Origin of the sequence: Streptomyces sp. NPDC020884 (assembly GCF_044333935.1) — a bacterium.
Lineage (GTDB): Bacteria > Actinomycetota > Actinomycetes > Streptomycetales > Streptomycetaceae > Streptomyces.
Map to the genome: position 1 here is coordinate 18,862 of NZ_JBIRRY010000001.1, position 21,502 is coordinate 40,363.

Here is a 21,502-nt window from a genome sequence, read left to right on the forward strand (position 1 = left end):
ACCCACCCACTTCACCCTGACCCTGGCCCCCTAGGGGAAGGTGGGGCTAGCCCCACCCTCGCAGGGCCCCGGGCGTCAGGGCGAGGCGATCGTGGCGATCACACCGATGATCACCGTGATGAGGAGCATCGCCCCGAACACGAGGAGAAGCTTCTTCTGACCGTTCTGGGGATGCGGATCGAGCACAGGCATGAGGTCAGTCTCGCATCTCAGCACTCGTCCTCGATCGTCCGGTCCCGGCCGGCCAGGATCCCGGCCACCATCTGCGGAATCATCAGGCCCGCCATCAGGGCGATCGGCAGCCCCCAGCCGCCGCTGTGCTGGTAGAGCACGCCGACGAGCAGCGGGCCGGGGATCGAGAGCAGGTAACCGGTGGACTGGGCGAAGGCGGAGAGCCGGACCACGCCCGCGCCGGACCGCGCCCGCATGCCGATCATGGTGAGGGCGAGGGGGAAGGCGCAGTTGGCCACGCCGAGCAGCAGGGCCCAGGCCCAGGCTCCGGCGGCGGGGGCGAGGTAGAGGCCGCCGTAGCCGATCAGGCCGCACAGGCCGAGGACGACGACGATGGGGCCCTGCTGCTTGAGCCGGGAGGCGACCCGCGGGATGACGAAGGCGAGCGGGACGCCCATCGCCATGGTGACCGCGAGCAGGAGTCCGGCCGTGCCGGCGGAGACCCCGGCGTCCCGGAAGATCTGCGGCATCCATCCCATGGTGATGTACGCGGCGGTGGCCTGGAGCCCGAAGAAGCAGGCGAGGCCCCAGGCGGTGCGGCTGCGGGTGATCCGGAGGGCGGGCGCCTCGGCGGCGTTCGCGGCGGCCGGGCCGGGCGCCTGCTGGCCGGGGGCCGGGGTGCGGTCGCGTACGAGAACGATCCAGGGCAGCACGGCGACGGCGGCGAGCACGGCCCAGACGACGAGACCCGCCTGCCAGTTGCCGCCGAGCGCCCCGGTGACGGGGACGGTGACGGCGGCGGCCAGGGCGGTGCCGAGCGCCAGGGCCATGGAGTAGAGACCGGTCATGGTGCCGACGCGGTCGGGGAACCAGCGCTTGACGATCACCGGCATGAGGATGTTGCTGACGGCGATGCCCATCAGGGCCAGCGCGCTGGCGACCAGGAACCCGGCGGTGGAACCGATGTAGGGGCGGATGGCCAGGCCGGCCGCGATGGCGACCAGGCCCGCGCAGACGACGGCGCCCGCGCCGAAGCGGCGGGCCAGGCGGGGCGCCATGACGCCGAAGACCGCGAAGCAGAGCGGCGGTACGGAGGTGAGGAGACCGGCCACGCTGCCGCTCATGTGCAGCCCCTCGCGGACCTCTTCGAGGAGGGCGCCGAGGCTGGTGATGGCGGGGCGGAGGTTCAGGGCGGCCATGACGAGCCCCACGGCGATGAGGCGCAGCAGCCAGGGCGCGGGGGCCTCGGCGGCACCGGGGAGCCGCTCGGCTCGGGGGTCGCGGGAAGGGCGCGCGGCGGGACCGCGGTTCAGGGTCGGGGTCTGCGTCTCGTCGTCCGGCATAGACCCATCATAGAATCATGGGATGATTGATTGTCCAATCCGTCCCGCCCCCTGATTCTCCCGGGCTTCCTGGAAGAATCCGGCCGTTACCTCTTCGGCCCGGACACCCTCTCCGGGCCGGCCCACGAGCAAGGAGCACCATGGCGTTGACGTCTCCGCGGCGTTCGGCACTCGCCGACCAGGTGATCGCCCAGCTGAGGAATCAGATCACTTCGGGCGAGTGGCCGGTCGGCTCGCGGATTCCGACCGAGCCCGAGCTGGTCGAGCAGCTCGGCGTGGCCCGCAACACCGTGCGCGAGGCCGTGCGGGCCCTCGCGCACAACGGGCTGCTGGACATCCGGCAGGGCTCCGGCACCTATGTGATCGCCACCAGCGAGCTGGCCGGGGTGATGCACCGCAGGTTCGCGGCCGCCGATCCCCGGCACATCGCGGAGCTGCGCTCGACGCTGGAGTCGTCGGCGGCCCGGCTGGCGGCGGCCCGGCGCACCGAGCGGGATCTGCGGCAGCTGGACACGTTGATGGCGCGCCGGGAGGAGGCCTGGGCGTCGGGCGACGCGGAGGCGTTCGTCGCGGCCGACGCGACGCTGCACCTGGCGGTGGTCGCCGCCTCGCACAACGACGTCCTGACCGAGCTCTACGCCGACCTGGGGGATCTGCTGCGCGACTATCTGCGCGGCGACGTGGGGCCCGAGCTGCGGCCGGAGAACCACATGGACCACGGGCGGCTGGTCGAGGCGATCCGGGCCGGGGACGCGGAGACGGCGGCGGCCGAGGCGGCGAGCCATGCGCTGAACTGCCTGGCGGACCGGGTCTAGGGCCTGTCGACAAACTGCCGTCGCCCGGCAGGCGGCAGTTTGACGACAGGTCCCAGGGCCTCAGACCGGGGCGGGGCGGTGGCTGACCCAGGCCGTGGCGATCTCCTTCCAGCAGCGGTCCTCCAGCCGTACGGTCCGGCCGGGCTCCACCGCGACCGCCGCGCCGTCCGCGTCCACGTCCCACCAGCGGTCGCACTCGGTGTGCAGCCGGACCAGGTCGGTGGAGGGGTAGGGGTTGTGGCAGTACGCGACGACCCGGGAGCCCTCGACGGACGTACGGCACTCGGAGCCGGCCGGCTCGGGCTTCGGGGGCGTCGCTCCCGTACCGGAGTCGGCTCCCCTGGCGGCGTGGAATCCCAGGGGTACGGCGAGGGCGGCGACGGCCAGCGAGGCGGCCAGGAGGAGACGGGTTCGGTGACGCCTGGGGCGCACAGCGATCTCCCTCCCGCAGCCTGACAAGAAGTCCGGTTCCTCCCTATTCTGCGGTGGATCGGCCGAGTTTTCGACCGGAGCGGCAGCGGGAGGCCACGGACCGTGACGGCCCCCGGCCGCGTACCGCCTCCGGAGAACCGGGAGGGGGTACGCGGCCGGGGGCCGTCCAGCAGGGGTGGTGCGCGGTCAGGCGCCCATCATGTGCACGCCGCTGTCGACGTGGATGATCTCGCCCGTGGTCTTCGGGAAGAAGTCGGAGAGCAGGGCCACGATGCCGCGGCCGGCCGGCTCCGGGTCGGTCATGTCCCAGGCGAGCGGGGCGCGGTGGTTCCAGACGTCGGCCAGGTCCGTGAAGCCCGGGATGGACTTGGCGGCCATGGAGCGGAGCGGTCCGGCGGAGATCAGGTTGCAGCGCAGCCCGTCCTTGCCCAGGTCCCGGGCGAGGTAGCGGGAGGTGGCCTCCAGCGCGGCCTTGGCCGGGCCCATCCAGTCGTACTGCGGCCAGGCGTACTGGGCGTCGAAGGTGAGCCCGACGATCGAGCCGCCCTCGCTCATCAGCGGCTTGCAGGCCATGGCCAGCGACTTCAGGGAGAACGCCGAGACGTGCATCGCGGTGGCGACGGACTCGAACGGCGTGTTGAGGAAGTTGCCGCCGAGCGCGTCCTGCGGCGCGAAGCCGATGGAGTGGACGACGCCGTCCAGCGAGCCGAGCTCCTCGCGCACCAGGCCGGCCAGCCGGTCCAGGTGCTCCTGGTCGGTCACGTCCAGCTCGAGGACCTTGGCCGGCTTCGGCAGCTTCCTGGCGATGCGCTCGGTCAGGGTGGGGCGGGGGAAGGCCGTCAGGATGACCTCGGCCCCCTGCTCCTGGGCCACCTTCGCGGCGTGGAACGCGATGGACGACTCCATCAGCACCCCGGTGATCAGGATGCGCTTGCCGTCGAGAATTCCGCTCATGGTGATCAGTGACCCATGCCCAATCCGCCGTCAACGGGAATGACGGCTCCAGTGATGTACGACGCGTCGTCGGAGGCGAGGAAGCGCACCGCGGCGGCGATCTCCCCGGGCTGCGCGTAGCGCCCGAGCGGCACCTGCGACACGATGCCCTTGCGCTGCTCCTCGGTGAGCGCCTGGGTCATGTCGGTGTCGACGAAACCGGGGGCGACGACGTTGAAGGTGATGTTCCGCGAGCCGAGTTCACGGGCCAGCGACCGGGCGAAGCCGACGAGCCCGGCCTTGGAGGCGGCGTAGTTGGCCTGGCCGGCCGAGCCGAGGAGGCCGACGACGGAGGAGATCAGGACGACGCGGCCCTTCTTGGCCCGCAGCATGCCGCGGTTGGCGCGCTTGACGACCCGGAAGGTCCCGGTGAGGTTGGTGTCGAGGACGGAGGTGAAGTCCTCCTCCGACATCCGCATCAGCAACTGGTCCTTGGTGATCCCGGCGTTGGCGACCAGCACCTCCACGGGGCCGTGCCGGTCCTCGATCTCCTTGTAGGCCTGCTCCACCTGCTCGGCGTCCGTGATGTCGCAGCGGACCGCGAGGACACCCGCCTCGGTGAGGACCTGCGGCGGCTCTCCGGAGCGGTAGGTGATCGCGACCTGGTCGCCGTTGTCGGCGAAGGCGCGGGCGATGGCGAGGCCGATGCCCCGGTTTCCTCCGGTGACGAGAACCGAGCGGCTCAACGGATCACCCTTTCCTTGGCTGTCTGGTACCTCGAAAACCTATCGTTACCGTGCACCGATCGAGGAATCGGGCCCTGACAGTGGCTTGTCCGGGGTGCTGTCGGGTTCCTACAGTGCGCCCCCCTGCGTGGCCCGCCCACGCGTCTGCGATATCCCCCGGTGCGGTCACCCTCCGGCATGGTTCACTGCCGTGGTGTATCGAGAAGGGAACTCCCTGTGCCCCACGAGGTAGATCAGTCATTTCTGGCCCTGCCGTCGCGCGCGCTGGCCGACGCGGCGCTCGCCAGAGCGCGGGCCCTGGGCGCCACGCACGCCGACTTCCGGCTGGAGCGGGTGCGCAGCGCCTCCTGGCGGCTGCGGGACGCCCGGCCGGCCGGGGCGTCGGACAGCACGGATCTCGGGTACGCGGTGCGCGTGGTGCACGGCGGGGCGTGGGGGTTCGCGTCCGGGGTCGATCTGACGATGGGCGCGGCCGCGAAGGTGGCCTCGCAGGCGGTCGCGATGGCGAAGCTGTCGGCGAAGGTGATCGCGGCGGCGGGTTCCGACGAGCGGGTCGAGCTGGCGGACGAACCGGTGCACGGCGAGCGGACCTGGGTCTCGGCCTACGACGTCGACCCCTTCTCCGTACCGGACGAGGAGAAGGCGGCGCTGCTCGCCGAGTGGAGCGGCCGGCTGCTGGGCGCGGAGGGCGTCGCGCATGTGGACGCGTCGCTGATGACCGTGCACGAGAACAAGTTCTACGCGGACACGGCGGGCACCGTCACCACCCAGCAACGGGTGCGGATCCACCCGCAGTTCACCGCCGTCGCGGTGGACGGCACGACCGGCGGTTTCGACTCGATGCGGACCGTCGCGCCGCCGGCGGGCCGGGGCTGGGAGTACCTCACCGGGACCGGCTGGGACTGGGGCGCCGAGCTGGAGCGGATCCCCGGGCTGCTCGCGGAGAAGATGCGCGCGCCGAGCGTCGAGGCGGGGGCGTACGACCTGGTCGTCGACCCGTCGAACCTGTGGCTGACCATCCACGAGTCGATCGGTCACGCGACCGAGCTGGACCGGGCGCTGGGGTACGAGGCGGCGTACGCCGGGACCTCGTTCGCCACCTTCGACCAGCTGGGCAAGCTGGCGTACGGCTCCCCCGCGATGAACGTGACCGGCGACCGCACGGCCGAGCACGGGCTCGCGACGATCGGGTACGACGACGAGGGCGTCGAGGCGCAGTCCTGGGACCTGGTGAAGGACGGCACGCTGGTCGGCTACCAGCTGGACCGCCGGATCGCGAAGCTGACGGGCCTGGGCCGTTCCAACGGCTGCGCGTACGCGGACTCGCCGGGCCATGTCCCCGTACAGCGCATGGCGAACGTGTCGCTCCGGCCGGATCCCGGCGGGCTGTCCACGGAGGACCTGATCGGCGGGGTGGAGCGCGGGATCTACGTGGTCGGCGACCGGTCCTGGTCGATCGACATGCAGCGCTACAACTTCCAGTTCACCGGTCAGCGGTTCTTCCGCATCGAGAACGGGAAGCTCGCCGGGCAGCTGCGCGATGTGGCGTACCAGGCGACGACCACGGACTTCTGGGGCTCGATGGAGAAGGTCGGCGGCCCCCAGACCTATGTGCTCGGCGGTGCGTTCAACTGCGGCAAGGCCCAGCCGGGCCAGGTCGCGGCGGTCTCGCACGGCTGCCCCTCCGCCCTCTTCCGAGGCGTGAACATTCTCAACACGACGCAGGAGGCCGGACGATGAGCCGCGTCAGCAAGCCGTACGAGATCGTCGAGCGGGCCCTGGAGCTGTCCACCACGGACGGCCTGGTGGTCATCGCCGACGAGGAGTCCTCCGCCAATCTGCGCTGGGCGGGCAACGCCCTCACGACGAACGGGGTGACCCGGGGCCGGACCCTGACCGTCATCGCGACGGCCGACGGGGCGAAGGGCACCGCGTCCGGGGTCGTCTCCCGGTCCGCCGTGACCGCGGACGACCTGGAGCCGCTGGTGCGGGCCGCCGAGGCCGCCGCCCGCGGGGCCGGGCCGGCCGAGGACGCGCAGCCGCTGGTCGGCGGAGTGCCGTCCTCCCCCGACTTCACCGACGCGCCCGCCGAGACCGGCTCGGAGGTCTTCGCGGACTTCGCCCCGGCGCTCGGCGACGCCTTCGCGCGGGCCCGCTCCGGGGGGCGCGAGCTGTACGGGTTCGCGAACCACGAGCTGACCTCCAGCTACCTGGGGACGTCGACGGGGCTGCGGCTGCGCCACGACCAGCCGAACGGGACGCTGGAGCTGAACGCGAAGTCGCCGGACCGGACGCGCTCCGCGTGGGCGGGCCGGGCGACCCGGGACTTCAAGGACGTCGATCCGGCGGCGATGGACGCGGAGCTGGCGCAACGGCTGCGCTGGGCGGAGCGGCGCATCGAGCTGCCCGCCGGGCGGTACGAGACGCTGCTGCCGCCGACCGCCGTGGCGGACCTGCTGATCTACCAGCTCTGGTCGTCCACCGCGCGGGACGCCGTCGAGGGCCGGACGGTGTTCTCCACGCCGGGCGGCGGGACACGGCTGGGCGAGACGCTCGCTCCGCTCCCGCTGACGCTGCGCAGTGATCCGCACGCGCCGGGACTGGAGTCGGCGCCGTTCGTGATCGCCCACTCCTCCGGCGACAGCGGTTCCGTCTTCGACAACGGGTTGCCGCTGGCCCCGACCGACTGGATCCGCGAGGGGAAGCTGGAGCGGCTGACGACGACCCGGCACGCGGCGGGTCTCACCGGGCTGCCGGTCGCCCCGGCCATCGACAACCTGGTGCTCGACGGGGGCGGCGAGCGGTCGCTCCAGGAGATGGTGGCCGCGACGACCGGGCGGGCGCTGCTGCTGACCTGCCTGTGGTACATCCGCGAGGTGGACCCGGCGACGCTGCTGTTGACCGGGCTGACCCGGGACGGCGTCTATCTGGTCGAGGACGGCGAGGTGGTCGGCGAGGTGAACAACTTCCGGTTCAACGAGTCGCCGGTGGACCTGCTGTCCCGGGCGTCGGAGGCGGGACGCACCGAGAAGACGCTGCCGCGCGAGTGGGGCGACTGGTTCACACGGGCCGCGATGCCCGCGCTGCGCATCCCGGACTTCAATATGAGCTCGGTCAGCCTGGGGGTGTGACCCGCCTAGACTGACACCCAGATCTCTTCCAGTCATAAGGAGCACCGGAACCGTGACGGACATCGTCGACGAGCTGAAGTGGCGTGGGCTGTTCGCCCAGTCCACCGACGAGGACGCATTGCGCAAGGCGCTCGCGGACGGTCCCGTCACCTTCTATTGCGGCTTCGACCCGACCGCGGCGAGTCTGCACGTGGGGCACCTCGTGCAGGTGCTCACCATGCGGCGGCTCCAGCAGGCCGGGCTGAGGCCGCTCGCCCTGGTGGGCGGGGCCACGGGCCAGATCGGTGACCCGCGGCCCACCGCCGAGCGCACGCTGAACGACCCGGAGACCATCGCCGCCTGGGTGGCCCGGCTGCGGTCGCAGATCGAGCCGTTCCTGTCCTTCGAGGGCGAGAACGCGGCGACGATGGTCAACAACCTGGACTGGACCGCGGGCCTGTCCGCGATCGAGTTCCTGCGGGACATCGGCAAGCACTTCCGGGTCAACAAGATGCTCACCAAGGACTCGGTTGCGCGCCGGCTGGAGTCGCAGGAGGGCATCAGCTACACCGAGTTCAGCTACCAGCTGCTCCAGGGGATGGACTTCCTGGAGCTGTACCGCCGGCACGGCTGCACCCTTCAGCAGGGCGGCAGCGACCAGTGGGGCAACCTCACCGCGGGCATCGACCTGATCCACCGGCTGGAGCCGGGCGCAGCCGTGCACGCGCTGGCGACGCCGCTGATGACGAAGGCGGACGGGACGAAGTTCGGCAAGTCCGAGAGCGGCGCCGTCTGGCTCGACCCGGAGATGACGACGCCGTACGCGTTCTACCAGTTCTGGCTGAACGTGGACGACCGCGATGTCTCGCGCTACCTGCGCATCCTCAGCTTCAGGAGCCGTACGGAGCTGGAGGAGCTGGAGCAGCTGACCGAGGAGCGCCCGCAGGCGCGTTCCGCACAGCGTGCGCTGGCCGAGGAGCTGACCACGCTGGTGCACGGCGGTGCGCAGTGCGCCGCGGTCATCGCGGCGTCGAAGGCGCTGTTCGGGCAGGGTGACCTGGCCGAGCTGGACGAGGCGACGCTGAGCGCGGCCCTGTCGGAGGTGCCGCACGCCACCGTCGCCGAGCTGGGTCCGCTGGTGGATCTGCTGGTGGAGGTCGGCCTGGCGCCCAGCAAGTCGGGGGCGCGCCGCACGGTCAAGGAGGGCGGCGCCTACGTGAACAACGTGAAGGTCGCCGACGGTGAGGTCGCACCGTCCGCCGGGGAGCTGCTGCACGGGCGCTGGCTGGTGCTGCGCCGGGGCAAGAAGAACCTGGCGGCCGTGGAAGTCCGTCCGGCGGGCTGACCCTCCCGATCGGCACAGCGCCGCGGCCGGACACGTTCTCTCACGTGTCCGGCCGCGGCGCTGTGCTGACCTCGGTGGTCAGGTTCTCTGTTTCCGGTTGCCCCGGAAGGCCTGCCAGGCCATGTCGCCGACGGCGACGACCGCCACGGCGCCCGCCAACTGCAGCAGGTGACGGATCCAGTCGATGCCCTTGGTGTCCTCGACACCGATCCAGCCGGCCACGGCATTGCCGAGGATGCTGCCGAGAATACCGAACACGGCCGTCAGCCAGAGCGGGATGTCTTGTTTACCGGGCAGGATCGCTCTGGCGATGACACCGAGAACCAATCCCACGATGATGGCCCACAACCAGCTCATTTCGCCTCCTCGTGCGGCGCGGAGTGCGCGTCCGCCCAGTCTCGGCCCGCGGTCGGTGCGGCGCATGCCCGGTTGGGCCGTACGGGGGACCCCGATCCCACCCGTGGAGCGCGCCCCGGTCGCCTGCCCGGCGGGTGCCGGGCGTACCGTGGATGCGGCCCGGTCCGGGGAGCGTCCGGCGACGAGATCTGGTGGTGGAGCATGCTGCGGAAGAACGCGGGTTCGGAGGTCTTCCGGATCACGGGCGCCCGTCAGGGGCTGGCGGACGACGTCCGCGGCCGACAGCGACGCTATGTGATCTCGATGTCGGTGCGCACGGTGTCGGTGGTGCTGGCCGCGGTGCTGTGGAATGTGGAGCGGCATGTGGCGACCGTGGCGCTCGTTCTGGGGGTGCTGCTGCCGTACGTGTCGGTGGTCATCGCCAACGCGGGCCGGGAGAACGCGACTTCACTGCCGACGACGTTCGTGCAGATGCCGATGCAGCCCGCCGTGGAGGCCGCTCCGGCGGCCGGTTCGGCGGAGTCCGGGGACTCCGGGGGCGCGTCCGGCCATGTCCCGCCGCCACACGAGCACATCTGAGCCCGTACGTCCCGCGAAGCTCAGGAAAAGCTCAGATCAATCATGACGTTCCGGTGCACCGGACCCCGGTCCCCGTGACATACTTCGAAAGCGCTCCGCATCCCCCGTCGGAGCGACGGACCGACGCCGGGCAGCTCCCCCCGTGGCTGCTCGGCGTCGCCCTTTCTCCGGCCGGGGGATGCGTCAGGAACCTTGCGGAGCACCTGACTTAGGCTGGGTGGCGTGATCTTTCCCGAGACGTCCGCCGAGAGTCCCACCGGTGCCCCGCTCTGTTCCGCCAAGGGCTGCCGGGCCGCCGCCGTGTGGGTGCTCGCCTGGAACAACCCCAAGCTGCACACGCCCGAGCGGCGCAAGACCTGGCTGGCCTGCGACGAACACCGGGAGCACCTGTCCTCGTTCCTCGATGTCCGGGGTTTCCTCAAGGACGTCGTGGCACTGGAGGACTGGGAGTCCGGGGACGGCGGCGGGTCGCCGGACACCCCTCGGGGCTGAGCCTCAGCCGCCGATCGCCGACATCGGGCGGTCGGGCTGCAGGAAGGTCGGGTCGTCCAGTCCGGAGCCCGCCTTCTTGCCCCACATGGCCGCCTTCCAGAGCCGGGCGATCTCCTCGTCCGGCGCGTCCCCGCGCAGGGCCCCGCGCAGGTCCGTCTCCTCGCGGGCGAAGAGGCAGGTGCGGACCTGGCCGTCGGCGGTGAGCCGGGTGCGGTCGCAGGCGCGGCAGAACGGGCGGGTGACGGAGGCGATCACTCCGACGCGGTGGGGGCCGCCGTCGACGGTCCAGCGCTCGGCGGGGGCGGAGCCGCGGGCCTCGTCGCTCTCGGCGGTGAGGGTGAAGCGGGTGCGCAGGGAGGCGAGGATGTCCCCTGCGGTGATCATGCCGTCGCGCTTCCAGCCGTGCTGGGCGTCCAGGGGCATCTGCTCGATGAAGCGGAGCTCGTAGTCGTGGGCCACGGCCCAGGCGAGCAGGTCGGGGGCCTCGTCGTCGTTGAGTCCCGGCATCAGGACGGAGTTGACCTTCACCGGGGTGAGCCCGGCCTCGCGGGCGGCCTCCAGGCCGTCCAGCACGTCCTGGTGGCGGTCACGGCGGGTGAGGGTCTTGAAGACGTCCGGGCGCAGGGTGTCCAGGGAGACGTTGACCCGGTCGAGGCCCGCGGCCTCGAGGGCGGCGGCGGTCCGCTTGAGGCCGATGCCGTTGGTCGTGAGCGACATGCGGGGGCGCGGGGTGAGCGCGGCGCACTGCTCGACGATGGAGACGAGGCCGGGCCGCAGCAGGGGCTCGCCGCCGGTGAAGCGGACCTCGGTGATGCCGAGCGAGGTGACGGCGATGCGGATCAGGCGCACGATCTCGTCGTCGGAGAGCAGCTCGCTCTTGCCGAGCCACTGGAGGCCCTCTTCGGGCATGCAGTAGGTGCAGCGCAGGTTGCATTTGTCGGTGAGTGACACGCGCAGGTCGGTGGCGACCCGGTCGAAGGTGTCGATGAGCACGGTGGGTCCCTCCCCCGGTGGTGTCCGCGGTGGTGCGGTCGCTCCTGTCGAGCCGTCCCCCCTGCCGGGTCGTCGCCTTGTCCAAGACGCGGGCCCTTCGGGGTTCTGGTACTACCGAGCCTACGTGAGACGGGTGACATCGGGGTGGCCCGTTTGCCACGAGGCGCGGCCGGGCCGCGTCGTAGGACTCTACGACGCGGCCCGGCCGGCGGTGGTGGGCGATGGGCCGAAGGGCCCGCCCCGGGGTGTCAGTGGGCTCCGACGCCGGTGAGGGACTTGACCTCCAGTTCGGCGTACTTGTCCGTGTCGGGCTTCTCCTTGGAGAGCAGCGAGCCGACCCAGCCGAGCAGGAAGCCGAGCGGGATCGAGATCAGGCCGGGGTTCTCCAGCGGGAACCAGGCGAAGTCGACGTCCGGGAACATCGAGCTCGGCTTGGAGGAGACGACCGGCGAGAACAGCACCAGCAGGACGGAGGAGGTGAGCCCTCCGTAGATGGACCAGAGGGCCCCCTGCGTGGTGAAGCGCTTCCAGAAGAGGCTGTAGAGGATCGTCGGCAGGTTGGCGGAGGCCGCGACCGCGAAGGCCAGGGCGACGAGCCCGGCGACGTTCAGGTCGCGGGCGAGTGCGCCGAGGCCGATGGAGACGACACCGATCGCGACGGTGGCCCAGCGGGCGGCGCGGACCTCTTCCTTCTCGGTGGCCTTGCCCCGGCGGATGACGTTGGCGTAGATGTCGTGCGCGAAGGACGAGGAGGAGGCGAGGGTGAGTCCGGCGACGACGGCGAGGATGGTGGCGAAGGCGACGGCGGAGATCACCGCGAGGAGGATGGCGCCGCCGGTGGATCCGGAGCCGCCGCCGATCTCCAGTGCGGCCAGTGGCGCGGCCGTGTTGCCCGCCTTGTTCGAGGCGATGATGTCGCCGGGCTTGAGCAGCGCCGCGGCGCCGAAGCCGAGCACGATCGTCATCAGGTAGAAGGCGCCGATGATGCCGATCGCCCAGTTCACGGACTTACGGGCGGCCTTGGCGGTGGGCACGGTGTAGAAGCGGATCAGGATGTGCGGCAGGCCCGCGGTGCCGAGGACCAGGGCGATGCCCAGGGAGATGAAGTCCAGCTTGGAGACGCTGTCGGCGCCGTACTTCAGGCCGGGCTCCAGGAAGGCCGAGCCCTTGCCGCTGTTGCTGGCGGCGGTGCCGAGCAGGTCGGAGATGTTGAAGTTGAACTTCAGCAGGATCAGGAAGGTGATGAGCAGGGTGCCCGCGATGAGCAGGACGGCCTTGACCATCTGCACCCAGGTGGTGCCCTTCATGCCGCCGATGGTGACGTAGAGGATCATGAGCACGCCGACCAGGGCGACGATGAGGATCTTCCCGGCGTCGCTGGTGATGCCGAGCAGCAGGGAGACCAGGACGCCGGCTCCGGCCATCTGGGCCAGCAGGTAGAAGATCGAGACGACGATCGTGGACGTGCCGGCGGCGGTGCGCACGGGGCGCTGGCGCATCCGGTAGGCGAGCACGTCGCCCATGGTGTAGCGGCCGGAGTTGCGCAGCGGTTCGGCGACCAGGAGCAGGGCGACGAGCCAGGCGACGAGGAAACCGATGGAGTACAGGAAGCCGTCGTATCCGAAGAGCGCGATGGCTCCGGCGATGCCGAGGAAGGACGCGGCGGACATGTAGTCGCCGGAGACCGCGAGTCCGTTCTGGAATCCGGTGAACTGGCGGCCGCCCGCGTAGAAGTCGGCGGCGCTCTTGGTCTGGCGGCCCGCCCACACGGTGATGAAGAGGGTCGCCACGACGAAGGCGGCGAACAGCGTGATGATCAGCGGCCGGTGCTCGCTCGCCCCCTCGGTGGCGGCGAGCTGGACGGTGGGATAGAGGGCGTGGGCGGCGCTCATACGTCGGCCTCCATACGGGACTTGATCGCGTCGGCCTTGGGGTCGAGCTTGGTGGCGGCGTGCCGGGAGTAGAGCCAGGCGATGAGGAAGGTGGTGGCGAACTGGGCGAGCCCGAGGACGAGCGCCACGTTGATGTTGCCGACGACCTTCGTGGCCATGAATCCGCCCGCGTAGCTGCAGAGCAGGACGTAGAGCAGGTACCAGGTCACAAAGGCGACGGTCAGGGGGAAGGCGAAGGAGCGGTGGGAGCGGCGCAGGTCGGCGAACTCCGGGCTCGCCTGCATCGCGACGAACGCCTCGGTGGTGGGCTGGGCGGGTCCGGTGGGCGAACCGCCCTCGGGCGGCGGGGCATCGGTAGCCACGGAATCTCCTCGCGACGCGGGTGCGGTGATCGGGGGGACGGCGGGTGTCAAGGGAGACCTCGCTGCCGGGGGACGGTGATGTGTCTCCTGGACAACGGCACGGAGGGCGGGACGAAGCGGTTCACCGTGCCTTTCGCCTTCTCGGGGGTGTCGCCGGTGCGCCCGATGGCCCAGAAGTCACCCGTCCACATTCCGCCGCATCGGTCACTCTTCGAACTCACTTGCCCGTAATCGTTGATGCACCGGGATGATCAGCGATAGCTTCACTCGTCATGTACGCGACCGGACGCGCCAGGTGTCCGGTCGTTCGGCACGGATGATGTGGAGAACCCATGGCTCATCTGGCATCGAGACGGACCCGCGCACTCGCGGTGCCCGTCGGGCTCGCACTGACCGCCTCGCTCGGCTTCCTGCCGACGGCGACGGCGACGGCGTCGCCCACCGGCGAGCAGGCTGCCGCGAGCGTCCGGACCGACGGGCCGAAGCTGTCCTACGTGGTCAACACCCGGGGCGGCCACGGCACCGTCAAGAACATCAAGAAGGCGATCGCCAAGGCCGGCGGCACGGTGGTCGTCGCCCATGAGCAGATCGGCGTGATCGTCGTCCACTCGCAGAACCCGGCCTTCGGCGAAACGATCCGCCGGGTACGCGGCGTGGAGTCGGCGGGCGCCACCCGGACGAACCCGATCGTGCCGCAGGCCACCAACGACGTCGGCGCGATCGCGCAGCCGCTCACCGCCGAGCAGGCGGCGGCCGCCGCCGCGGACGCGACGTCGGACCAGGACCCGCTGGAGCCGCTCCAGTGGTCGCTGCCCGCGATCAAGGCGGACAGGGCGCACCAGAAGTCGCTGGGCTCGAAGCGGGTGACGGTCGCCGTCATCGACACGGGCGTCGACGACACCCACCCGGACCTCGCCCCGAACTTCGACCGCCGCGCCTCGGTCGACTGCTCCTCGGGCTCCCCGGACACCACCGACGGCGCCTGGCGTCCGAAGGCGGGCGGGAGCGACCACGGCACGCACGTGGCCGGCACCATCGCCGCCGCGAAGGACGGCACCGGGGTCACCGGCGTCGCCCCGGGCGTGAAGGTGTCGGGCATCAAGGTGTCGAACCCGGACGGGTTCTTCTACACCGAGGCCGTCGTCTGCGGGTTCCTCTGGGCCGCCGAGCACGGCGTCGACGTGACCAACAACAGCTATTACACCGACCCATGGCTGTTCAACTGCAAGAACGACGTCGACCAGGGCGCCCTGGTCGACGCCCTCGGCCGCGCCGTGAAGTACGCGGAGCGCAAGGGCACGGTCAACGTCGCGTCGGCGGGCAACTCCCGCCACGACCTGGCGTCCAGCGCGATCGAGGACACGACCAGTCCGAACGACTCCGAGGCGGTCACCCGGACGATCGACCCGAAGGCCTGCCCGGACATCCCGGCCCTGCTGCCGGGCGTCGTGACGGTCTCCGCGACGGGTGCGAAGGGGCTGAAGTCCTCGTACTCGAACTACGGCAGGGGCATCATCGACGTGGCGGCCCCGGGCGGTGACTCGACGGTCTACCAGACCCCCGAGGCCCCGGCCGTCAACGGTCTGATCCTGTCGACGCTGCCGGGCGGCAAGTTCGGCTACAAGGCCGGTACGTCGATGGCGGCCCCGCACGTCGCGGGCGTCGTGGCGCTGATCAAGTCCCGTCACCCCCACGCCTCGCCGGCCGCGGTGAAGGCGCTGCTGACGCTCCAGTCGGACGCGAAGGCGTGCGGTGCGCCGTACGACATCGACGGCGACGGAACCGTGGACGCGGTCTGCGAGGGCGGGAAGCAGAACAACGGCTTCTACGGGGCCGGAGTGGTGGACGCGCTGGACGCGGTGCGCTGGTAGCAGCCGGCCGCACGACGGCGTAAGGCTGCGGGGCCGGGGAGATCGATCTCCCCGGCCCCGCAGCCCGTTCCCCGCCGGGTCACGGCGTGATGAGCACCTTCAGCGCGGTCCGCTCGTCCATCTCCCGGTAGCCGAGGGGCACCTCGTCCAGGCCGATGGACCGGTCGAAGACGGGCGACGGGTCGATCGTGCCGTCGAGCACGTCCGGGAGCAGTTCCGGCAGGTAGCTGCGCACCGGGGCGACGCCGCCGCGCAGGGCGATGTTCCGGTCGAACATCACGCCGAGGTCCACGCCGGTGGCGCTGCCGTGCGGGACGCCGACGTAGCCGATGGAGCCGCCGTCGCGGACGATGCCCAGAGCGGTGCGCATCGACTGCTCGGTGCCGACGGCCTCGATGACGCTGCGCGCTCCCTCGCCCCGGGTCAGCTCGCGGACGGCGGCGACGGCCGCCTCGCCCCGCTCGGCGACCACGTCGGTGGCGCCGAAGCGGCGGGCGATGTCGGTGCGCGCGGTGTGGCGGCCGAGCGCGATGATGCGCTCCGCGCCGAGCCGCTTGGCGGCGAGCACCCCGCACAGGCCGACCGCGCCGTCACCGACGACCGCGACGGTGCCGCCCCGGGCCACCTCCGCGCCGACGGCGGCGTGGTGGCCGGTGCCCAGGACGTCGGAGAGCGCCAGCAGGGCGGTGAGCAGGCGGTCGTCGGACGCGGCGGCGGCCGGGAGCTTGACCAGGGTGCCGTCGGCGTACGGGACGCGGACGGCCTCGCCCTGGCCGCCGTCCGACTGCTTTCCGTCCGGGCCGACCGAGCCCCAGAAGCCGCCTCGGGGGCAGGAGGTGGTGAGGCCCTCGGCGCAGTAGGAGCAGGTGCCGTCGGACCAGACGAACGGGGCGACGGCCAGATCGCCGACGGCGAAGCCGCCGACCCCGGGTCCCGCCTCCTCGACGATGCCGAGGAACTCGTGGCCGATGCGCTGACCGGGCCGCCGGGCCGACTCGCCCCGGTAGGCCCACAGGTCACTGCCGCAGATGCAGGCCCGCAGGACCCTCAGCACCACGTCGGTGGGCTGCTGGATCCCCGGGTCCGGCACCTCCTGCACCCGGATGTCGTGGGGGGGCGTGGATGACGGTGGCGCGCATACGTTCGGGGTCCTTGCCGGTCTCAGATGCTGATACCCCGTTCACGGTACGCCCCGGTTCGCCCGGCTCCTCGTGCCGCCCCCGCCGTGAGGGCCCCCAGGGTCAGCAGGGCCTGTGCGGCGATGTAGGTGAGCATGACCCAGAAGTCGGGGGCGGGTGCCTGCGGCCATTCCGCGATGCCGGTGGCGATGAGGGCGTCGGAGACCAGGAAGAGCGCCCCGCCGGCCGCCGCGTACGGGCCGAGCGCGCCGGCCCGCCAGGCCATGGCGGTGAGCAGCAGGCTGTAGCCGGTCAGCGGGGCGCGCAGGTCCGCCGGGAGGTCCGGCCAGATCAGCACGAGGAAGACGACGAGGACCAGGACGTATGCGGCCCCCGTGGCCAGCGGGGCACGGGCCCGGTCGCGGCCGAACAGCGTCAGGTAGCAGACATGGCCGACGGCGAAGGAGCCCATGCCGACGAGGAAGGCCAGGTCGTTGTCGGCGAGCAGGAAGACATCGCCGCCCCACCCGAAGAGAAGGGCCGCGACGAGCAGCCGGGGTCCGCCGCGCAGTGCCGCGTACCCGGCGAGCAGCGGCATCAGCAGCGGCTTGGCGACCAGGTGGACGGTCTCGGCCCCGGCGAGGAGTCCGGCCAGGTCGGCCGCGGCGGCGACGAGGAAGGCGAGGAGCACGGGGCGGGCGAGGCGCTCGGCTCCTTGGCTGCGCGCGGGGCGGGACGCCGTGGCGCTCACCGGGTGCGTTCCGGGGCCGGGGCGGCCGCAGCCTGGACGGGCACGGTGGCGGGCGCCGGGGTAGCAGGCGACGCGGTGGCGGGCGCCGGGGCTCCGGCTCCCGCCTTCGGCGCCGGCTGCCAGCCGGGTCCCCGGAAGATCCGCCCGGCCCGCTCGCTCCAGGTGCCGGCGGCCCGGACGTCCCGGGCGATGGCGGCGTACTCATGGGTCGCGACGCGCAGCGGGTTGTGGGTCGAGATGTTCTTGGTGAGCCCGTAGACGGGCCGCTCGGTCTCGGCCGCGAAGGATCCGAACATCCGGTCCCAGACGATCAGGATCCCGCCGTAGTTGCGGTCCAGGTAGCCGCCCTGCGAGGCGTGGTGGACGCGGTGGTGGGAGGGCGTGTTGAGGACGTACTCGAAGGGCCTCGGGAGCTTGCCGACGCGCTCGGTGTGCACCCAGAACTGGTAGACGAGGTTGGCCGACTGGCAGAACGCGAGCGCCGCCGGGTGCACCCCGCAGGCGATCAGCGGCAGGTAGAACGGCCAGACGGTCGCGGAGGTCCAGGGCTGGCGCAGCGCGGTGGTGAGGTTGAACTTCTCGCTGGAGTGGTGGACCACATGGCAGGCCCACAGGATCCGGATCACGTGGTGGCCGCGGTGGGACCAGTAGTAGAAGAAGTCCTGGGCGAGGAGCATCAGCAGGACGGTCCACCACAGCACGGGCACCCGCAGCGGCGTCAGCTCGTAGACCCCCATGTAGATCGCCAGGATGGGGATCTTCCACAACAGGTCGAAGCCCAGACTGCCGAGGCCCATGGTGAGGCTGGTGGCGGCGTCCCTGGTCTCGTAACCGGCCGCGTCCTCGTCCGGGTGGAGGCGATAGCTGACCATCTCGATCACGGTGAGCAGCACGAAGGCGGGTATTGACCACAGCACGACATCGGGCAGGTTCGGCTCCATGCGAGCACCGTAGGGCCGTCGGCCGGTGAGGGCTAGACGTTGTTACCCACAAGTATGCGAGACCTGGTGTCAGCAGTCTTTGGCACCTTCTGCCAATCGCCCGCACCGTAGGATCTGCGGTACAGGCCCTGGCGGGAGGAACGTGCGTGTCCGGTACGGAAGTTGCCCTGTTACGGCTGGCCACGACGGTGGCCGGTGCGGCGGCCAAGGCGCTGCTGACCCCCAGACCGGGCGCGGGACTGGTCCCGGATCCGGTCCGCCCCCTCCCCCGCCCCGCGAAGCCGGACCGGCTGGCCAAGGTGCTCGCGGCCCGCATGGCCGCCGCCTTCCCCGACCTCCCCGAGCACGAGCGGCTGGCCGCGCTCGCCTCCGTACAGGACACGTTCGCGGCGGCGGGCGAGCCGGACGCCGGGCGGCTGTTCGCGCTGGAGCTGGACCCCGAGCGGCTGCGCGCGGACCTGTCGGCCCCGGCAGCCGGGCTCTCGGAGCGGGCCCGGGAGCTGTACGAGGACCTCCTCGGCGGTTGCTGCGCACAGCTGGTGGAGCAGCTCACCGCGCACCCGTCGTTCGCGGCGCGGGCGGCGGTGGAGCAGGTCCGCGCGGCGGGGCGGACGCAGGAGCTGGTCGCGGACGTACGGGACCGGGTCGGCCCGCTCCCGGACGCGGCGGACCTGGAGTTCGAGCGGCGGTACGCGGAATTCATGGCGACGGCGAACAGCCGGATGGGCCTGTTCGGGCTGACGTTCGGCAGGTCGGCGAGCGAGTGGCCGCTGGAGACGGCCTACATCAGCCTCTCGGTCAGCGGTTACGAGGGCACGGGCCCGCACAGTCTGCATCACCCGGTCCGGACGACGGTCAGGGTCGAACAAGCCCTCGGCGAGGGGGACCGGCTGATCCTGCGCGGTCCCGCCGGGTCCGGCAAGAGCACGCTGGTGCAGTGGCTGGCGCTGAACGCCGCGCGACAGACGTTCGGCAGCGAGCTGGCGGACTGGAACCGGTGCGTCCCCTTCGTGCTGCGGCTGCGCGCCTTCACGACGCAGGACACACTGCCCGGCCCGGAGGACTTCCTGCGCGCGGCCGGCGTACCGCTGCACGGCTCGGCTCCGGTCGGCTGGGCGGACCGGCTGCTCTTGGCGGGCCGGGCACTGGTCCTGGTGGACGGAGTCGACGAGGTGCCGGACCGCCTGCGCCAGCGCACGGAACGCTGGCTGAAGGATCTGATCGCCGCCTACCCTCGGGCCAGGTACGTGGTGACGACCCGCCCCTCGGCGGTCCCGGAGAGCTGGCTGTCCGGCTCCGGCTTCGAGCCGCACACGCTGCTCACCATGGGCCGCGCCGACATCAACGCCTTCATCGGCCACTGGCACCGGGCGGCCCTCTCGGAGTGCCGGTCCGACGAGGAGAGCGCCGAGCTGCACCGGTACGAGAGCGCGCTGCGCCGTGCGGTCGGAACGCGCCGGGACCTGGGCCGGCTGGCGACGAACCCGCTGATGTGCGCCCTGCTCTGCGCGCTCAACCGGGACCGGCGGATGCAACTGCCGCGAGCGCGCAAGGAGTTGTACGACGCGGCGCTGGACATGCTGCTGGTCCGGCGCGACACCGAGCGCGAGATCGTCGGCGTGGAGGGCGTCGACCTGACGCGCGAGGAGCAGACGGCTCTGCTCCAGCGGCTGGCGTACTGGCTGATCCGCAACGATCTCGTCCAGGCCGGTCGGGACGAGGCGATCTCCCTGATCGCCGACTGGCTGCGGTCGATGTCCCAGGTCCGGGGCACCCCAGGACAGGTCTTCACGCACCTGCTCAACCGCAGCGGTCTCCTGCGTGAACCGGTGCCCGGCGCGGTGGACTTCGTCCACCGGACGTTCCAGGATTATCTGGGAGCGAAGGCGGCGGTGGAGGCCCGCGACTTCGGCGTCCTGGTCCGCCATGCCCACGAGGACCAGTGGGACGACGTCGTGCAGATGGCGGTGGGGCACGCCCGGCCGGACGAGCGGGCGTCCCTGCTGACCGCCCTCCTGCGGCGGGCGAGTGCGGAAGCCGTCCACGAACACCGGCTGGTCCTGCTGGCGGCGGCGAGCCTGGCCCATGCGCCGGAGCTGGATCCAGGGGTACGGGAACGGGTGGAGGGACGCACGGAAGGACTTCTGCCGCCGGACAGCCAGGAGAGCATCAACGAGCTGGTCACCGTCGGCGAGCTAGCACTGGAGCTGCTGTCGTCGATGCTGGACGAGCTCACCGAGCGCGAGACCGCGGCCGTCGTGCGGACCGCCGCAGCGGTGGGCGGCGACATGGCGTTCGACCTGGTGAAGCAGTTCCGGGACGACAACCGGAGCCAGGTGCTCTACGAACTGTCCGCCGCCTGGGAAGGGTTCGAACCCGAGCTCTACGCACAGGAGATCATGGCGGACCGCCCGTGGAACGACGTCAGCGCGTACGTGCGGACCGGCGCCCAGCTGTCCGCACTGCGCCACATCCCCCGCCTGGGCAACGTCCACGTGACAGGAAACCTGCAGAACCTCACGCCTCTGACGTCCCGGCCCGACGTGGAGCAGGTCTTCCTCTGGCTCAACGCGTCGGTGGACGACCTGCGCCCCCTCGCAGCGATGCCCAGGCTGCGCAGGCTCGGCATGAGCAGCTGTCCTCGGGTTCGTGACCTCTCTCCACTCGCCCGCCCCGGCCTGGAGTCCCTGTCCCTGGTCCAGCTGCACCTCGATCTCGACCCCTCGCCGCTCACCGCGATGCCGGACCTGCGCCATCTGGTGCTCGGCCACCCCTTCCTCCTGGAACGCATCTCCGAACTGCCCGTGTGCGAAAAGGTGATCGCCCTGGAGCTGTTGACCGAGACGCGGTATCTCGGCCTGGAGGGGCTGGCGGCCTGGACCGGCCTGCGGGATCTGCGGCTGTCCGGCGCCACCCACCTTCGGCAGCTCAACCGGATGCCGTCGCTCCACACACTGGAGAGGATGCGCCTGCTCAAGATGGCGGATGCCGATCTGCGCCTGCTGGAGCCCCTCACCCGCCTGCGGGAACTCACGCTCGTCGCCTGCGGTCTCACCTCGGATCTCAGCGCCCTCGCGGAACTGCCCTCTCTCACCTCACTCAGCATCAACGGTGGCGAGGACGTCATCGACCTCACCCCTCTGTCCGGTGCGCATCATCTGACGATCCGACTGGCCCACGACACCCACGTCACCGGCGCCGACCTCTTCCCGCCCGACCGCATCGTCCGCCTCCTCTGACCGCGGGACCGC

19 protein-coding genes and 1 pseudogene are annotated in these 21,502 nt (G+C 71.4%); 8 read left to right on the plus strand and 12 right to left on the minus strand.

The genetic code is table 11. From position 1 onward, the window contains the following. Positions 1-75 precede the first annotated feature (75 nt). Positions 76-192 (minus strand): SGM_5486 family transporter-associated protein, encoded by a 117-nt coding sequence (locus ACH4UK_RS00100; RefSeq protein WP_398353812.1) that lies wholly within the window; start codon positions 190-192, stop codon positions 76-78. Between the two features lie 17 nt (positions 193-209). Further along, positions 210-1,514 (minus strand): CynX/NimT family MFS transporter, encoded by a 1,305-nt coding sequence (locus ACH4UK_RS00105; RefSeq protein WP_398353813.1) that lies wholly within the window; start codon positions 1,512-1,514, stop codon positions 210-212. A gap of 140 nt (positions 1,515-1,654) precedes the next feature. Between ACH4UK_RS00105 and ACH4UK_RS00110 the strand changes: the two genes are divergently transcribed. Then, complete coding sequence (locus ACH4UK_RS00110) at positions 1,655-2,329, plus strand: FadR/GntR family transcriptional regulator (RefSeq protein WP_398353814.1); 675 nt, start codon at positions 1,655-1,657, stop codon at positions 2,327-2,329. 60 nt (positions 2,330-2,389) lie between these two features. Here ACH4UK_RS00110 and ACH4UK_RS00115 read toward each other — a convergent pair whose 3' ends face one another. From ACH4UK_RS00115 to fabG, 3 genes are all read right to left on the minus strand, one after another. Further along, positions 2,390-2,761 (minus strand): hypothetical protein, encoded by a 372-nt coding sequence (locus ACH4UK_RS00115; protein ID WP_398353815.1) that lies wholly within the window; start codon positions 2,759-2,761, stop codon positions 2,390-2,392. A gap of 186 nt (positions 2,762-2,947) precedes the next feature. Then, the gene (gene fabI / locus ACH4UK_RS00120) at positions 2,948-3,715 is read right to left on the minus strand and encodes an enoyl-ACP reductase FabI (protein ID WP_398353816.1); all 768 of its coding nucleotides are present in this window, start codon (positions 3,713-3,715) and stop codon (positions 2,948-2,950) included. A gap of 5 nt (positions 3,716-3,720) precedes the next feature. Continuing rightward, positions 3,721-4,440, minus strand: coding sequence for a 3-oxoacyl-[acyl-carrier-protein] reductase (gene fabG, locus ACH4UK_RS00125; protein WP_398353817.1), 720 nt, complete (start codon positions 4,438-4,440; stop codon positions 3,721-3,723). A 216-nt stretch (positions 4,441-4,656) separates the two neighbouring features. On the opposite strand from fabG, the gene ACH4UK_RS00130 reads away from it, so the two are divergent. From ACH4UK_RS00130 to tyrS, 3 genes are read left to right on the plus strand one after another with little or no spacing between them, the layout of a single operon-like run. Next, the gene (locus ACH4UK_RS00130) at positions 4,657-6,180 is read left to right on the plus strand and encodes a TldD/PmbA family protein (RefSeq protein WP_398353818.1); all 1,524 of its coding nucleotides are present in this window, start codon (positions 4,657-4,659) and stop codon (positions 6,178-6,180) included. Continuing rightward, on the plus strand, positions 6,177-7,571 hold the full coding sequence (locus tag ACH4UK_RS00135; RefSeq protein WP_398353819.1) for a metallopeptidase TldD-related protein: 1,395 nt from the start codon (positions 6,177-6,179) through the stop codon (positions 7,569-7,571). Before ACH4UK_RS00130 ends, ACH4UK_RS00135 begins: the two co-directional genes overlap by 4 nt. A gap of 52 nt (positions 7,572-7,623) precedes the next feature. Continuing rightward, the gene (gene tyrS, locus ACH4UK_RS00140) at positions 7,624-8,895 is read left to right on the plus strand and encodes a tyrosine--tRNA ligase (RefSeq protein ID WP_398353820.1); all 1,272 of its coding nucleotides are present in this window, start codon (positions 7,624-7,626) and stop codon (positions 8,893-8,895) included. Between the two features lie 78 nt (positions 8,896-8,973). Here the strand turns inward: tyrS and ACH4UK_RS00145 are convergent, their stop codons facing one another. After that, positions 8,974-9,252 (minus strand): GlsB/YeaQ/YmgE family stress response membrane protein, encoded by a 279-nt coding sequence (locus ACH4UK_RS00145; protein ID WP_030590252.1) that lies wholly within the window; start codon positions 9,250-9,252, stop codon positions 8,974-8,976. Positions 9,253-9,453: 201 nt separating this feature from the next. On the opposite strand from ACH4UK_RS00145, the gene ACH4UK_RS00150 reads away from it, so the two are divergent. Then, positions 9,454-9,831, plus strand: a complete 378-nt coding sequence (locus ACH4UK_RS00150) for a DUF3099 domain-containing protein (protein ID WP_398353821.1) — start codon at positions 9,454-9,456, stop codon at positions 9,829-9,831. A 222-nt stretch (positions 9,832-10,053) separates the two neighbouring features. Continuing rightward, positions 10,054-10,323, plus strand: coding sequence for a hypothetical protein (locus tag ACH4UK_RS00155; RefSeq protein WP_398353822.1), 270 nt, complete (start codon positions 10,054-10,056; stop codon positions 10,321-10,323). Positions 10,324-10,326: 3 nt separating this feature from the next. On the opposite strand, the gene moaA is transcribed toward ACH4UK_RS00155, so the two are convergent. The 3 genes from moaA to ACH4UK_RS00170 all read right to left on the minus strand — a co-directional run bounded on the left by moaA (position 10,327) and on the right by ACH4UK_RS00170 (position 13,570). Beyond that, positions 10,327-11,316, minus strand: a complete 990-nt coding sequence (gene moaA, locus ACH4UK_RS00160) for a GTP 3',8-cyclase MoaA (protein WP_398353823.1) — start codon at positions 11,314-11,316, stop codon at positions 10,327-10,329. A 248-nt stretch (positions 11,317-11,564) separates the two neighbouring features. Then, a complete protein-coding gene (locus ACH4UK_RS00165; protein ID WP_398353824.1) occupies positions 11,565-13,208 on the minus strand; it encodes a cation acetate symporter in 1,644 nt (547 codons plus the stop codon). Further along, positions 13,205-13,570, minus strand: coding sequence for a DUF485 domain-containing protein (locus ACH4UK_RS00170; RefSeq protein ID WP_398353825.1), 366 nt, complete (start codon positions 13,568-13,570; stop codon positions 13,205-13,207). Before ACH4UK_RS00170 ends, ACH4UK_RS00165 begins: the two co-directional genes overlap by 4 nt. Before the next feature lie 332 nt (positions 13,571-13,902). Between ACH4UK_RS00170 and ACH4UK_RS00175 the strand changes: the two genes are divergently transcribed. After that, a complete protein-coding gene (locus ACH4UK_RS00175; RefSeq protein ID WP_398353826.1) occupies positions 13,903-15,441 on the plus strand; it encodes a S8 family peptidase in 1,539 nt (512 codons plus the stop codon). A 79-nt stretch (positions 15,442-15,520) separates the two neighbouring features. Here the strand turns inward: ACH4UK_RS00175 and ACH4UK_RS00180 are convergent. The 3 genes and pseudogenes from ACH4UK_RS00180 to ACH4UK_RS00190 all read right to left on the minus strand — a co-directional run bounded on the left by ACH4UK_RS00180 (position 15,521) and on the right by ACH4UK_RS00190 (position 18,251). After that, positions 15,521-16,580, minus strand: a pseudogene (locus ACH4UK_RS00180) (zinc-dependent alcohol dehydrogenase family protein). A gap of 22 nt (positions 16,581-16,602) precedes the next feature. Next, positions 16,603-17,310: a lysoplasmalogenase gene (locus tag ACH4UK_RS00185; protein ID WP_398353827.1), complete on the minus strand. Its 708-nt coding sequence runs from the start codon at positions 17,308-17,310 to the stop codon at positions 16,603-16,605. Beyond that, positions 17,307-18,251, minus strand: coding sequence for a sterol desaturase family protein (locus ACH4UK_RS00190; protein WP_398353828.1), 945 nt, complete (start codon positions 18,249-18,251; stop codon positions 17,307-17,309). Before ACH4UK_RS00190 ends, ACH4UK_RS00185 begins: the two co-directional genes overlap by 4 nt. A gap of 146 nt (positions 18,252-18,397) precedes the next feature. On the opposite strand from ACH4UK_RS00190, the gene ACH4UK_RS00195 reads away from it, so the two are divergent. Next, the gene (locus ACH4UK_RS00195; protein WP_398353829.1) at positions 18,398-21,490 is read left to right on the plus strand and encodes an NACHT domain-containing protein; all 3,093 of its coding nucleotides are present in this window, start codon (positions 18,398-18,400) and stop codon (positions 21,488-21,490) included. Positions 21,491-21,502 lie beyond the last annotated feature (12 nt).